The organism is Variovorax sp. GW823-FHT04B03 (assembly GCF_058796495.1).
Window position 1 is genome coordinate 651,466 of record NZ_JBXAIT010000004.1, and the last position, 12,914, is coordinate 664,379.

A 12,914-nucleotide genomic window follows, 5' to 3' on the forward strand; every position below is an offset into this window, starting at 1 on the left:
TGGTAGAAATTGCACTTCCATATGGTCAAGTACCTACGATAAAGTAAGGTACTTACCAAATGGGAAGTATTGAAATCGCAAGGAGCAAGAGATGGCAGCGAAGAAGCCCTACAACTGCGGCGTCGGCCCCGCGTTCGAGGTCATCGGCGGCAAGTGGAAAGCCGTCATCCTGTGGGAGCTGCACCTGCAGCCCTACCGCTTCGGCGAGCTGAAGCGGCTGCTGCCCGAGGTCAGCGAGAAGATGCTGATCCAGCAGCTGCGCGAGATGGAAACCGACGGCCTCGTGCACCGCGAGGTGTTCCACGAAGTGCCGCCGCGCGTCGAGTATTCCGAGACCTCGCTCGGCGCCACGCTCAATGCGGCGCTGGGGCCGCTGGCCGATTGGGGCGACCGCTATGCCAAGCGCGTGGCGGCGGCGCGCAAGCAGGCCGAAGCGGCGAAGTAAGGGCGCAACGCGTTCAGTCGGCCCATCCCGTTTCGATTTCGGTCTTCACTTCCGTCATGAGCTTGTGCACGGGGCACTTGCCGGCCACGCGCAGCAGCTCGTCGCGTTGCGCCTCAGTCAGATCGCCCGTCAGGCGCAGGCCCGACTTCAGGCGGTAGATGCCCTTGCGCTCCTCGCTGTCGTCGCGGTCGACCACGACCTCGATGTCTTCCACCGGAATGCCCTTGCGGCGCGCGTAGAGCAGCACCGTGAGCGCCTTGCAGGCCGCCAGCGACGCGTCGTACAGGTCGTGCGGCTCGGCGCCACCGTCACTGCCACCGCCCGCGGGCGATGCATCGACCGGGATCTCGTGGTTGCGGATCTTGAGGATATGGCGCGTGCCGGTGGTGCCGTCGCGGCGGATCGAGAGGGTCATGCCGATGTCCTTGAAGGGGTGGAAAGAAAGCTCAGGCCAAGTCTTTCACATACAGGATGGTCGTGAATCCGCTGTGCCATTCGAGGTCGGGGTAGCGGCCGGCCTCGCGGTAGCCGAGCGCAAGGTACAGGCCCTGGCTCTGCGTGTTGAAGGTGTCGGTTTCGAGCCGCGCCTGCGCCACGCCGTCGGCGCGCATGCCGGCTTCGGCAAAGGCCATGAGCGCGCGGGCGATGCCCTTGCGCTGGTGCGCGGCGGGCACGTGCAGGGCCTGCACGAAGTCGTGCTCCCAGTGCACCATGCCGACCACCTCGCCGTCGAGTTCGGCCACGAAGAAGGCCGGGCCGCTCTCGTCGATGTAGCCCACGGGCTCGCCGCTGTCGGCATAGGCCTTCGCGGCCTCGGGCGTGAGCTGCGGCAGCCAGGTGCTCGCGAAGGTGTCGTCGAGGATGACCTTCACGGCGTCGAAGTCGGCCAGGCGCCAGGGCCGGATGACGATAGCGGCCCCGCTCACCGGTCCACCGCCAGCATCAGTGTTTCCTTGATCTCTTCCATCACCACGTAGCTGTGCGACTCGGCCGCCACCGGCAGCTTCTTGAGGATGTCGCCCAGCAGGTGCCGGTACTCGCTCATGCCGCTCAGGCGCGCCTTCACGAGGTAGTCGAAGCTGCCCGACACCAGGTGGCATTCGAGCACCTCGGGCATGTGCAACAGCTCCTGCTTGACCTTGTCGAACACGTCGCCCGACTTGGCCGAGAGCTTGATCTCCACGAACACCAGCAGCGTCTTGCCCAGCGCCTCGGGCGACACGTGCGCGTGGTAGCCGGTGATGACGCCGTCGCGCTCCATGCGCTTGACGCGCTCGGCGCAGGGCGAGGCCGACAGGCCGATGCGCTCGGCCAGTTCGGTCATGGAAATGCGGCCCTGGCGCTGCAGCAGGTCGAGGATCTTGCGGTCGATTCGGTCGAGTTCGGGCATTTCACTCCGCGCGGGGTCTTGGACGGTTTTCGGCAGCGATTTTCACGGCCAAAGACCTAAAAACAATGGAATCCACTGCATTGTGCACTTTAGATTCACATCATTCCATTCAGATACGCGAATACACCATGAAAGTCATCGTTCTCGGCGGCGGCGTGATCGGCACCACCACGGCGTACTACCTCGCGCGCTCCGGCGCCGAAGTCACCTTGCTCGACCGGCAGGCCGGCCCAGCCGAGGAAACGAGCTTCGGCAACGCCGGCCAGGTGTCGCCCGGCTACTCGACGCCGTGGGCCGCGCCCGGCATTCCGCTGAAGGCGATCAAGTGGATGTTCCAGAAGCACGCGCCGCTGTCGATCCGCCCCGACGGCACGCTGTTCCAGCTGCGCTGGATGGCCGCGATGCTGCGCAACTGTTCGCCGGAGCGTTACGCGGTCAACAAGGAACGCATGATGCGCGTGGCCGAATACAGCCGCGGCTGCCTGCAGCAACTGCGCGCCGACACCGGCCTGCAGTACGAGCACCGCACCGGCGGCACGCTGCAGCTGTTCCGCACGCAGGCGCAGCTCGACGCGGTGCAGCGCGACATCGCCGTGCTCGAGGAATGCGGCGTGCCCTATGAACTGCTCGACCGCGACGCCCTGGCGCGCGTCGAACCCGGCCTGGCCGGCGCGCGCGAGCGCCTCACGGGCGGCCTGCGCCTGCCCAACGACGAAACCGGCGACTGCCACCTGTTCACGCGCGGCCTCGCCGAGATCGCGCACGGCCTGGGCGTGGACTTCCGTTTCGGCCAGACCATCGACGGCCTTGAGACCGACGGCGGCCGCATCACCGGCGTGCGCACGCGTGCCGGCAAGATCCTCACGGCCGACCGCTATGTGATGGCCTTCGGCAGCTACTCGCGCGCCGCCATCGCCTCGCTGGGCCTGGACATTCCGGTGTACCCGGTCAAGGGCTACTCGCTCACGGTGCCGCTGCTCGACGAATCGCTCGCGCCGCAATCGACCGTGCTCGACGAAACCTACAAGGTGGCCGTCACGCGCTTCGACAACCGCATCCGCGTGGGCGGCATGGCCGAGCTCGGCGGCTTCGACCTGCGCCTGAACCCGGCGCGCCGCGCCACGCTCGAGAAAGTGGTGAGCGACCTGTTCCCGGGTGGCGACCTGCCCAACGCCAGCTTCTGGACCGGCCTGCGCCCGATGACGCCCGACAGCACGCCCATCGTCGGCGCCACGCGCTACCCCAACCTGTTCCTGAACACGGGCCACGGCACGCTGGGCTGGACCATGGCCTGCGGCTCGGGCAAGCTGATCTCGGACCTCGTGACGGGCCAGCGGCCGGAGATCCGCACAGATGGATTGGCGATGGACCGCTACACGCAAGGCCCGTCGCGCTCGGCGCGCCCGAGCCCGACGACGGCGCCGGCCTGAGCGACACCTGGGATGCGACGGGCCGCGCAGGCCCGCGCTGACCTACTCGTCGCTCGCGTCGTTGCCCGTCATCGCAAGCACCTCTTCGACAAAGGCCTCGAAGCGCGGCAACGCGGCAGGCAGCCCGTCGAGCGAAGCGGCCTCGCCCGCATCGAAGAAATACGGCGCATCGGCGGGAATGGCGACCCATTCCCCGCCTTCGACCAACAACCCCAGATACCCCTCCGCCGTCGGCAGATAGAACAGCCCCGCGCTGTCGAGCGTGCGCTGGCCTTCGGCTTCGCCGCGCCCCCAGCGCACGCCGTGGCGCGCGAGGTGGTCGCTGATCCAGCCGTCGCACACGTGCGTGTCGCGCCAATTGGCCTGGCCATCGAATACGGCGAGCACGGGCATGGGGCGTCCTTCGCTGAAGCGTGAGGGATTACTGCAGGAAGCTGGGCTTGGCGTAGCCCTGGAACTTGCTGTCGACCACCGTCTTGAATTCCTTCGAGCGGTAGGCCTCGGCGATGTCCTTGGCCCAGGCGGCGTTCTTGTCGGCGCTCTTCACGGCGACCACATTCAGGTAGTAGTCGGGCGTCTTCTCGAGCACCACGGCCTCGGTGAGCTTCAGGCCCGACGAGATCGCGAAGTTGCCGTTGACGATGGCGTACTCGGTGTCACCCAGCGAACGCGGCAGCTGCGCGGCCTCGAGCGGAATGAACTTGAGCTTCTTCGGGTTCTCGGCTACGTCCTTCTCGGACGCGCGCAGCGGATCGATGCCGGCCTTGATCGTGACCAGCTTGTTCTGCTCCAGCAGCACCAGCGCGCGCGCCAGGTTGCTCGGGTCGTTCGGCAACGTCACGCGGTCGCCTTCCTTCACGTCGGCCAGCGTCTTGCGCTTGGTCGAGTACACACCCATGGGCGCGATCGGGCCCTGCACCAGCTCGGCGAGGTCCAGCTTCTGGTCGGCCGAGAACTTCTGGAGGTAGACCCGATGCTGGAAGAAATTGGCGTCGAGCGAGCCCTGGGCCAGCGCGAGGTTGGGCTGCACGTAGTCGTTGAACTCGACCAGCTTCACCTTGTAGCCCTTCTTCTCGAGGATCGGAATGATGCCGGCCTTGAGCTGGTCGGCGTTGGAGCCGGCGGTGCCGCCGATCACGAGGTTCTTCTTGGCGTCCTGCGCCTGCGCCGACAGCGAGAGGCCGCCGAGCGACAGCGCGACGAGGGAAACGGCGAGGACGGAACGGCGCAGCAGTGCGGTTTTCATGGAATGAACTGAAAGATGAGAGAAGAAAAAGGAGAAAGGGACATCAACGCTTGTCGAGCCGGCGCGCCGTGGTGTTGCCCACGAACTGCAGGATCTGCACCAGCACCACGAGCAGCGCCACGGTGAGCACCATCACGTCGGTCTGGAAGCGGTAGTAGCCGTAGCGGATCGCCAGGTCGCCGATGCCGCCGCCGCCCACCACACCGGCAATCGCCGAGTACGACAGGAAGCTCACGGCCAGCACGGTGAGCGCGAGCACCAGGCCCGAGCGCGCCTCGACCACCAGCACGCGCCAGACGATCTGCAGCTCCGAGGCGCCCATGGCATGCGCCGCCTCGATCACGCCGCGCGGCACCTCGCGCAGGCACTGGTCGACCAGCCGCGCGAAGTACGGAATGGCCGCGAACGACAGCGGCACCGCGGCCGCCAGCGGGCCGATGGAGGTGCCCGCGATGATCCGCGTGAACGGCACCAGCGCCACCAGCAGGATGATGAACGGGAAGGAACGCACCGTGTTCACGATCCAGTTGAGGACGTGGAACGCGGGCTTGTTCTCGAGCGACTGGCCCGGTCCCAGCAGGAACAGCAGGATGCCCAGCGGCCCGCCGATGAGCACCGCCGCCGACAGGCCGATGGCCAGCATCAAAAAGGTCTGGCCCGTGGCCGTCCACAGCTCGGGAAGGATGGGGGTGATGTTCTCAAACATAGGCCAGCTCCTGCGCGTTGCGCTGTGCGGTCGCCACGCGCGGCACCACGGGTTCACGTGCTTCGCGTTCGCGGCGGCGCACCAGTTCGTCGATCTCGCGGCCCAGCGCGGTCTTGCGTTCCTCGCTCGGCGCATCGACGGCGAACTGCTCGATGAGGCGGCCCTTTTCGAGAATGGCCACGTTGCGGCACAGCACCTCGACCACCGAGAGCTCGTGCGTGACGATCACGATGGTCACGCCGATCTTCTGGTTGATGTCGCGCAGCGTCTCGAGCAGCGCGCGGGTGGTTTCGGTGTCGAGCGCCGAGGTGGGCTCGTCGCACAGCAGCACCTGCGGGCGCGGCGCCAGCGCGCGGGCAATGGCCACGCGCTGCTTCTGGCCGCCCGAGAGCTGGGCCGGGTAGGTGTCGATCTTCTCGGCCAGGCCGACGAGGTCGAGGCACTCGCGCACCCGCTCGTTGATCTCGGCCTTGGAGTGGCGGCCGTGGATCTTCAGCGGGAAGGCCACGTTGTCGAACACCGTGGCGTTCTGCAGCAGGTTGAACTGCTGGAAGATCATGCCGATGTTCTGGCGCGTGTCGCGCAGCTCGCGGCGCGAGAGCGTCGTGAGGTCGCGCCCGCCGACGAACACCTTGCCCGCATCGGGCCGCTCGAGCAGGTTGATGAGGCGCAGCAAGGTCGACTTGCCGGCGCCGCTCTTGCCGATGAGGCCGAACACGTCGCCCTGCTGGATCTCGAGCGAGAGCGATTGCACGGCGTCGAACACCTCGCCGCTGGGCAAGGCAAACGACTTCTGCACCGATTGAAGACGGATGACCGGCGCCGCGTTGCCGCGTGCCGCATCAGGCGAAGGGAAGGTCATGAAAGAAGGCGCGGGCCGCAAGGGCGCGATCGCGCAGGTTCGCAAAAAGGTGCCGAGTATGAAAAGAAACGAGCCGAAAGGGAACGAACAAATCGGCTCGTGCTTATATAAAAAATCAAATAAGAAAGACCATATGGAGCGAGTGGAAGCCATATCGATATGAGGATTGATTCGTTCCCGATCCGCGGCGGCAATGCCACATTCGGCGCCTTCATTTCTTCGATTTCGCGCCACCATGCATTCCACTTTCCGCCGCCGCGGCCTCACGCTCGCCACCCTCGCCACCCTCGTCACCGCCCTTTTCGCCGGCAGCGCCGCCGTTGCGCAGGACAACAAGAACACCGTCAAGGTCGGCATTTCCGTCGGCAGCGCCGAGCAGGTGTTCGAGGTGGTCAAGAAGGTGGCCGCCAAGGACGGCCTGACCGTCCAGGTCGTGGTGTTCAACGACTACCAGCTGCCCAACGCGGCGCTGGCCGCCGGCGACCTGGACGCCAACGCCTTCCAGCACCAGCCCTTCCTGGACAACCAGATCAAGGCGCGCGGCTTCGACCTCGTGCCCGTGGGCCTGACCATCACCGCGCCGCTGGGCTTCTACTCGCGCAAGATCAAGTCGATCGACCAGCTGGCCGACGGCGCCTCGGTCGGCATCCAGAACGACCCGTCGAACGGCAACCGCGCCCTGCTGCTGCTGCAACAGGCCAAGCTCATCACCCTCAAGCCCGAGGCCGTGAAGAACAACAACGCCACGCCGCTGGACGTGGTGACCAACCCCAAGAAGCTCAAGCTGGTGTCGCTGGACGCCGCCCAGCTGCCGCGCTCGCTCGACGACCTGGCCATTTCGGCCATCAACAACGACTACGCCGAAAAGGCCGGCCTGTCCTTCGGCAAGGACGCCGTCATCAAGGAATCGGCCCAGAGCCCCTACGCCAACCTGATCGCCGTGCGCCGCGCCGACAAGGACAAGCCCTGGGCCAAACGCCTCGTGGCGGCCTACCAGTCACCGGAGGTGCGCAGCTTCATCGAGACGCAGTTCAAGGGGTCGCTGATTCCGGCGTTCTGATTCGGTGCCCGCGCCTTCCCCCCGAGAGGGAAGGCGCAATACAGGGGCGCTGCCTGGCGGGTTGGCGGACCGTGAGAAAATGACGGGTTCCCCCGAACACCAACCTCACACAGTCAGGACACCCCATGGACGCAGAACAGATCAACCAAATCGGCGCAATGCTCGCGGACCTGAGCGTCCGTACGGTCGATTTACGGAGGTATCTTTGACTACGATGCCAAAGCTGAACGACTGAGGACAGTCAACGCATCGCTCGAAGACCCGAACGTCTGGAACGACCCCAAGAAGGCCCAGGAACTGGGCAAGGAAAAGAAGTCGCTCGACGACGTGGTCGTCACGCTCGACCGGCTCACCAACGGGCTGTCGGACAACACCGAGCTCTTCGAGATGTCGAAGGAAGACGGCGACCTCGATGGCCTGCAGGCCATTGCCGATGACGCCGCCACGCTCGAAGCCGACATCAAGCAGCTCGAGTTCCGCCGGATGTTCAACAACCCGGCCGACCCGCTGAACGCCTTTGTCGACATCCAGGCCGGCGCCGGCGGCACCGAGGCCTGCGACTGGGCCAGCATGCTGCTGCGCCAGTACCTGAAGTACGCCGAGCGCAAGGGCTTCAAGACGCAGATCGAAGACGAAACGCCCGGCGACACCGCCGGCATCAAGGGCGCGACCATCAAGGTCGAGGGCGACTACGCCTTCGGCCTGCTGCGCACCGAGACCGGCGTGCACCGCCTGGTGCGCAAGTCGCCGTTCGACTCGTCGGGCGGGCGCCACACCAGCTTCGCATCGATCTTCGTGTACCCCGAGATCGACGACTCGATCGAGATCGAGATCAACCCTTCGGACGTGCGCACCGACACCTTCCGCGCCTCGGGCGCCGGCGGCCAGCACATCAACAAGACCGACTCGGCCGTGCGCCTGACGCACATCCCGACCGGCATCGTGGTGCAGTGCCAGGACGGCCGCAGCCAGCACAGCAACCGCGACGTGGCGTGGAAACGCCTGCGCTCGCGCCTGTACGACCACGAGATGCGCAAGCGCCAGGAAGAGCAGCAAAAGCTCGAGGACAGCAAGACCGACGTGGGCTGGGGCCACCAGATCCGCAGCTACGTGCTGGACAACAGCCGCATCAAGGACCTGCGCACCAACGTCGAAGTCTCGGCCACGCAGAAGGTGCTCGACGGCGACCTCGACGTGTTCATCGAAGCCTCGCTCAAGCAAGGCGTCTGACCGATGAGCCTGAACACCGGCAGGGTCGAAGCCCTGATCTTCGACATGGACGGCACCATGATCGACTCCATGCCCTGGCATGCGCGCTCGTGGGTGACCTTCGCGCAGCGCCATGGCGTGCAGCTCGACGTGAGCGAGATCCTCGCGCGCACCACGGGCCGCACCGGCACCGAGAGCATGCGCGAGCTGTTCGAGCGCGCGCTCTCCGATGCCGAGTGCCAGGCGATGGTGCACGAGAAGGAAGAGATCTACCGCGAGCTCTTCCACGACAACTTCACCGAAGTGGCGGGCTTCACCGCCTTCGCCAAGGCCGCGGTGGCACGCGGCCTGAAGGTGGCGGTGGGCACGGCCGGCGACAGGCACAACATCGCGTTCGCCATGTCGCGCCTGAAGATGGACCCGCTGCCGCTGGCCATCGTCGGTGGCGACGAAGGCTTTTCGGGCAAGCCCACGCCCGCGATCTTTCTGGAAGCCGCGCGCCGCATCGGCGTGGCGCCCGAGCGCTGCATCGTCTTCGAAGACGCGCCCTTCGGCATCGAAGCGGCCCGCCGCGGCGGCATGCGCGCCGTGGCCGTGTGCAGCACCCATACGGCCGCCGAGCTGGCCGGCCCCCACGTGATCGCCGCCGTTCGCGACTACAACGAACTGGCCCATTCGAATTTTCTGGAGACCCTCGATGCTGCTTCAGCGTGACGCCCAAGGGCAACCCATTGCCATCCGCCGCGAAGACTATGCCGCGCCGGCGTTCTGGATCGACACCGTCGACCTGACCTTCGACCTCGACCCCGCCAAGACCCGCGTGCTCAACCGCATGCAGCTGCGCCGCAACCCCGAGGTGCCGGCCCAGCCGCTGCGCCTGGACGGCGACGAGCTCAACCTGGCGCGTGTGCTCGTGAACGGCCAGGGCGCCTCGTTCCGCATGGAAGGCGACCAGCTCGTCATCGACGGTTTGCCCGACGCGTTCGAGCTCGAACTCTTCACCACCTGCTGCCCCATCAAGAACACCAAGCTGATGGGCCTGTTCGTGAGCGAAGACACCTTCTTCACGCAGTGCGAGGCCGAGGGCTTCCGCCGCATCACCTACTTCCTCGACCGTCCGGACGTGATGGCGATGTACACCGTCACGCTGCGCGCCAGCAAGGCCGCCTACCCGGTGCTGCTGTCGAACGGCAACCTCGTCGACCAGGGCGAACTGCCCGAAGGCCGCCACTTCGCCAAGTGGGTCGACCCCTTCAAGAAACCCAGCTACCTGTTCGCCCTGGTGGCGGGCAAGCTCGTGGCGCGCGAGCAGCGCATCACCGCGCGCAGCGGCAAGGAGCATCTGCTGCAGGTGTACGTGCGCGCCGGCGACCTCGACAAGACCGAGCACGCCATGAACTCGCTGGTCAACTCCGTGCTGTGGGACGAAGCCCGCTTCGGCCTGCCGCTGGACCTCGACCGTTTCATGATCGTGGCCACCAGCGACTTCAACATGGGCGCCATGGAGAACAAGGGCCTGAACATCTTCAACACGAAGTACGTTCTGGCCAACCAGGCCACCGCCACCGACGCCGACTACAGCAACATCGAAAGCGTGGTCGGCCACGAGTACTTCCACAACTGGAGCGGCGACCGCGTGACCTGCCGCGACTGGTTCCAGCTCTCGCTGAAGGAAGGCCTCACCGTCTTCCGCGACCAAGAGTTCAGCCAGGACCTGTGCGCCGACGCCTCGGCCCGCGCCGTGAAGCGCATCGAGGACGTGCGCGTGCTGCGCACCGCGCAATTCCCCGAAGACGCCGGCCCCATGGCCCACCCGGTGCGGCCCGACAGCTACATCGAGATCAGCAACTTCTACACCGTCACCATCTACGAAAAGGGTGCCGAGGTCGTTCGCATGATGCAGACGCTGGTCGGCCGCCAGGGCTTCGAAAAGGGCATCACCCTGTACTTCGAGCGCCACGACGGCCAGGCCGTGACCTGCGACGACTTCGCCCAGGCCATTGCCGACGCCAACCCCGACTCCGAACTGGCCCGCCTGCTGCCCCAGTTCAAGCGCTGGTACAGCCAGGCCGGCACGCCCCGCCTGGCCGCGCACGGCGTGTACGACGCGCAGAACCGCAGCTACACCCTGAGCGTGGTGCAAAGCTGCCCGCCCACGCCGGGCCAGCAGACCAAGGAACCCTTCGTCATCCCGCTGAACATCGGCCTGCTCGACGCCGCCACCGGCCGCGAGCTGCCCATGCAGCTCGAGGGCGAAAGCGACGTCGCACGCGGCACCCGCACCATCGTGCTGTCGCGCGCCGGCGAGCAGATCACCTTCGTGGGCCTGGACGCCGAGCCCGTGCCGTCGATCTTGCGCGGCTTCAGCGCGCCGGTGATCCTCGACTTTGCGTACACCGACGCCCAGCTGCTCACCCTGCTGGCCAACGACCCCGACCCGTTCAACCGCTGGGAAGCCGGCCAGCGCCTGGGCCTGCGCGCCGCGCTGCAAGCCATTGCCGCGCACGCCACCGACACCACGCCGGTGCTGAACGACGCCTACCTCGACGCCATGCGCGGCGTGCTGCGCCACCCGCAGCTCGACGCCGCCTTCAAGGAGCTGGTGCTCACGCTGCCGTCGGAAACCTACATTGCCGAGCAGCTCGACGTGGTCGATCCGCAGCGCGTGCACCTCGTGCGCGAAGCCATGCGCGCCCAGCTCGCCACCGCCCTCTTCACCGACTGGGAACAGGCCTACGAAGACAACAAGGACACCGGCGCCTACACGCCCGACCCGACCTCGTCGGGCCGCCGCGCGCTGGCCGGCATGGCGCTCAACTTCCTGTGCCTGGCGGCGCGCGCCTCGGGCGACACCGTGTGGCCCGGCAAGACCCTGCAGCGCTTCAAGGACGCGGGCAACATGACCGACCGCTTCAACGCGCTCAACGCCCTCGTGTCGTCGGGCCACACCCTGGCGGCGCAGGCGCTCGCGCGCTTCCACGCCATGTTCAAGGACGAGGCGTTGGTCATCGACAAGTGGTTCTCGCTGCAGGCCGGCGCCAGTGACCGCGGCGGCGACATCCTGCCGCTGGTCAAGCAGCTCATGAAGCACCCCGACTTCTCGCTGAAGAACCCCAACCGCGCGCGCAGCGTGATCTTCAGCTACTGCAGCGGCAACCCCGGCGCCTTCCACCGCGCCGACGCCGCCGGCTACGTGTTCTGGAGCGAGCGCGTGATCGAGCTCGACGCCATCAACCCGCAAGTGGCCGCACGCCTGGCGCGCGCGCTCGACCGCTGGAGCAAGCTGGCCGAGCCGTACCGCAGCGCCGCACGCGAAGCCATTGCCCGCGTGGCTGCCAAGCCCGACCTGAGCAAAGACACGCACGAAGTCGTCACCCGCGCCCTTGCCGGAAACTGAACCCACTGAACCCCACAAGATCCATGGCTCAACAAAAAATCTCCTTCACCCGCTACCTCGTCGAGCAGCAACGCGCCGACGGCCTCATTCCCGGCCAGCTGCGCCTGTTGCTCGAAGTGGTCGCCCGCGCCTGCAAGAGCATCAGCCAGGCCGTCAACAAGGGCGCGCTGGGTGGCGTGCTCGGCACCGCCGAGAGCGAGAACGTCCAGGGCGAAATCCAGAAGAAGCTGGACATCATCGCCAACGAAGTGCTCATTGAAGCCAACGAATGGGGCGGCCACCTCGCGGCCATGGCCAGCGAAGAGATGGAAACCATCCACGTGGTGCCCAACCGCTACCCGCAGGGCGAATACCTCTTGATGTTCGACCCGCTCGACGGCAGCAGCAACATCGACGTCAACGTGAGCATCGGCACCATCTTCAGCGTGCTGAAGAAGCCCGACGACACCCCCGGCGTGCAGGAAGCCGACTTTCTGCAGCCCGGCAGCCAGCAAGTGGCCGCCGGCTACTGCATCTACGGCCCGCAGACCACCCTGGTGCTCACCGTGGGCAACGGCGTGGCCATGTTCACGCTCGACCGCGAGCAAGGCAGCTTCGTGCTCACGCAGGAAGACATCCAGATTCCGGCCGACACCAAGGAATTTGCCATCAACATGAGCAACATGCGCCACTGGGACGAGCCCGTGAAGCGCTACATCGACGAATGCCTGGCCGGCAAGGAAGGCCCGCGCGGCAAGGACTTCAACATGCGCTGGATTGCCAGCATGGTGGCCGACGTGCACCGCATCCTGATGCGCGGCGGCGTCTTCATGTACCCGTGGGACAAGCGCGAGCCCGAAAAGGCCGGCAAGCTGCGCCTGATGTACGAGGCCAACCCCATGAGCTGGCTCGTCGAGCAGGCCGGCGGCGCCGCCACCAACGGCAAGCAGCGCATCCTCGACCTGAAGCCCACCAAACTGCACGAGCGCGTGAGCGTGATGTTGGGTTCGCGTCACGAAGTGGAGCGTTTGACGCAGTACCACGCCGAGAAGCCTTGATTTCTTGGCTATAATCTGAGGCTTCGCCGGTGTAGCTCAGTCGGTAGAGCAGCTCATTCGTAATGAGAAGGTCGGGTGTTCGATTCATCTCTCCGGCACCAAAAAGACAAGGCTCTGTTGCTATGTATAAGA

Annotated in this window: 14 protein-coding genes and 1 tRNA gene; 8 read left to right on the forward strand and 7 right to left on the reverse strand. The window is 66.1% G+C overall.

What is annotated here, in order from left to right:
* The first annotated feature begins 91 nt into the window (after positions 1-91).
* The gene (locus tag AC1RAD_RS20340) at positions 92-445 is read left to right on the forward strand and encodes a winged helix-turn-helix transcriptional regulator (protein WP_492684541.1); all 354 of its coding nucleotides are present in this window, start codon (positions 92-94) and stop codon (positions 443-445) included.
* A 13-nt stretch (positions 446-458) separates the two neighbouring features.
* On the opposite strand, the gene AC1RAD_RS20345 is transcribed toward AC1RAD_RS20340, so the two are convergent.
* The 3 genes from AC1RAD_RS20345 to AC1RAD_RS20355 are packed head-to-tail and all read right to left on the reverse strand — an operon-like array spanning position 459 to position 1,835.
* Positions 459-860 (reverse strand): OsmC family protein, encoded by a 402-nt coding sequence (locus AC1RAD_RS20345; protein WP_070062377.1) that lies wholly within the window; start codon positions 858-860, stop codon positions 459-461.
* Positions 861-891: 31 nt separating this feature from the next.
* Complete coding sequence (locus tag AC1RAD_RS20350) at positions 892-1,371, reverse strand: GNAT family N-acetyltransferase (protein ID WP_492736832.1); 480 nt, start codon at positions 1,369-1,371, stop codon at positions 892-894.
* Positions 1,368-1,835: an Lrp/AsnC ligand binding domain-containing protein gene (locus AC1RAD_RS20355; RefSeq protein WP_062473326.1), complete on the reverse strand. Its 468-nt coding sequence runs from the start codon at positions 1,833-1,835 to the stop codon at positions 1,368-1,370. Before AC1RAD_RS20355 ends, AC1RAD_RS20350 begins: the two co-directional genes overlap by 4 nt.
* Before the next feature lie 65 nt (positions 1,836-1,900).
* Here AC1RAD_RS20355 and AC1RAD_RS20360 point away from each other — a divergent pair, with 65 nt between their 5' ends.
* A complete protein-coding gene (locus AC1RAD_RS20360) occupies positions 1,901-3,265 on the forward strand; it encodes a D-amino acid dehydrogenase (protein ID WP_492736834.1) in 1,365 nt (454 codons plus the stop codon).
* A gap of 42 nt (positions 3,266-3,307) precedes the next feature.
* On the opposite strand, the gene AC1RAD_RS20365 is transcribed toward AC1RAD_RS20360, so the two are convergent.
* The 4 genes from AC1RAD_RS20365 to AC1RAD_RS20380 are packed head-to-tail and all read right to left on the reverse strand — an operon-like array spanning position 3,308 to position 6,079.
* Positions 3,308-3,658: a hypothetical protein gene (locus AC1RAD_RS20365; RefSeq protein WP_492736836.1), complete on the reverse strand. Its 351-nt coding sequence runs from the start codon at positions 3,656-3,658 to the stop codon at positions 3,308-3,310.
* Between the two features lie 28 nt (positions 3,659-3,686).
* On the reverse strand, positions 3,687-4,511 hold the full coding sequence (locus AC1RAD_RS20370) for a MetQ/NlpA family ABC transporter substrate-binding protein (protein WP_062473320.1): 825 nt from the start codon (positions 4,509-4,511) through the stop codon (positions 3,687-3,689).
* Between the two features lie 43 nt (positions 4,512-4,554).
* Positions 4,555-5,217 (reverse strand): methionine ABC transporter permease, encoded by a 663-nt coding sequence (locus tag AC1RAD_RS20375; protein WP_492728203.1) that lies wholly within the window; start codon positions 5,215-5,217, stop codon positions 4,555-4,557.
* Complete coding sequence (locus AC1RAD_RS20380; protein ID WP_492736838.1) at positions 5,210-6,079, reverse strand: methionine ABC transporter ATP-binding protein; 870 nt, start codon at positions 6,077-6,079, stop codon at positions 5,210-5,212. Before AC1RAD_RS20380 ends, AC1RAD_RS20375 begins: the two co-directional genes overlap by 8 nt.
* A gap of 235 nt (positions 6,080-6,314) precedes the next feature.
* Here AC1RAD_RS20380 and AC1RAD_RS20385 point away from each other — a divergent pair, with 235 nt between their 5' ends.
* From AC1RAD_RS20385 to AC1RAD_RS20410, 6 genes are all read left to right on the forward strand, one after another.
* On the forward strand, positions 6,315-7,139 hold the full coding sequence (locus AC1RAD_RS20385; RefSeq protein ID WP_307637742.1) for a MetQ/NlpA family ABC transporter substrate-binding protein: 825 nt from the start codon (positions 6,315-6,317) through the stop codon (positions 7,137-7,139).
* Positions 7,140-7,264: 125 nt separating this feature from the next.
* Positions 7,265-8,369 (forward strand): peptide chain release factor 2 gene (prfB, locus tag AC1RAD_RS20390; RefSeq protein WP_095950518.1). Its coding sequence is split into 2 segments (ribosomal slippage): positions 7,265-7,345 and positions 7,347-8,369, totalling 1,104 coding nucleotides; the frame shifts between segments, so codons are not numbered across the junction.
* Positions 8,370-8,372: 3 nt separating this feature from the next.
* Complete coding sequence (locus tag AC1RAD_RS20395) at positions 8,373-9,062, forward strand: HAD family hydrolase (protein WP_095950519.1); 690 nt, start codon at positions 8,373-8,375, stop codon at positions 9,060-9,062.
* Positions 9,046-11,745, forward strand: coding sequence for an aminopeptidase N (pepN, locus tag AC1RAD_RS20400; RefSeq protein ID WP_492736841.1), 2,700 nt, complete (start codon positions 9,046-9,048; stop codon positions 11,743-11,745). The genes AC1RAD_RS20395 and pepN overlap by 17 nt, the downstream gene beginning before the upstream one ends.
* A gap of 23 nt (positions 11,746-11,768) precedes the next feature.
* A complete protein-coding gene (locus AC1RAD_RS20405) occupies positions 11,769-12,782 on the forward strand; it encodes a class 1 fructose-bisphosphatase (protein WP_070062369.1) in 1,014 nt (337 codons plus the stop codon).
* A 25-nt stretch (positions 12,783-12,807) separates the two neighbouring features.
* A tRNA-Thr gene (locus AC1RAD_RS20410) sits at positions 12,808-12,883 on the forward strand.
* Positions 12,884-12,914: the final 31 nt, after the last annotated feature.

Bases quoted from the DNA above. Each gene is read 5' to 3' on its own strand.
- AC1RAD_RS20340 (WP_492684541.1), top strand. From the start codon at position 92: ATGGCAGCGAAGAAGCCCTACAACTGCGGCGTCGGCCCCGCGTTCGAG.
- AC1RAD_RS20345 (WP_070062377.1), bottom strand. From the start codon at position 860: ATGACCCTCTCGATCCGCCGCGACGGCACCACCGGCACGCGCCATATC.
- AC1RAD_RS20355 (WP_062473326.1), bottom strand. From the start codon at position 1,835: ATGCCCGAACTCGACCGAATCGACCGCAAGATCCTCGACCTGCTGCAG.
- AC1RAD_RS20360 (WP_492736834.1), top strand. From the start codon at position 1,901: ATGGAATCCACTGCATTGTGCACTTTAGATTCACATCATTCCATTCAG.
- AC1RAD_RS20365 (WP_492736836.1), bottom strand. From the start codon at position 3,658: ATGCCCGTGCTCGCCGTATTCGATGGCCAGGCCAATTGGCGCGACACG.
- AC1RAD_RS20370 (WP_062473320.1), bottom strand. From the start codon at position 4,511: ATGAAAACCGCACTGCTGCGCCGTTCCGTCCTCGCCGTTTCCCTCGTC.
- AC1RAD_RS20375 (WP_492728203.1), bottom strand. From the start codon at position 5,217: ATGTTTGAGAACATCACCCCCATCCTTCCCGAGCTGTGGACGGCCACG.
- AC1RAD_RS20380 (WP_492736838.1), bottom strand. From the start codon at position 6,079: ATGACCTTCCCTTCGCCTGATGCGGCACGCGGCAACGCGGCGCCGGTC.
- AC1RAD_RS20385 (WP_307637742.1), top strand. From the start codon at position 6,315: ATGCATTCCACTTTCCGCCGCCGCGGCCTCACGCTCGCCACCCTCGCC.
- AC1RAD_RS20395 (WP_095950519.1), top strand. From the start codon at position 8,373: ATGAGCCTGAACACCGGCAGGGTCGAAGCCCTGATCTTCGACATGGAC.
- pepN (WP_492736841.1), top strand. From the start codon at position 9,046: ATGCTGCTTCAGCGTGACGCCCAAGGGCAACCCATTGCCATCCGCCGC.
- AC1RAD_RS20405 (WP_070062369.1), top strand. From the start codon at position 11,769: ATGGCTCAACAAAAAATCTCCTTCACCCGCTACCTCGTCGAGCAGCAA.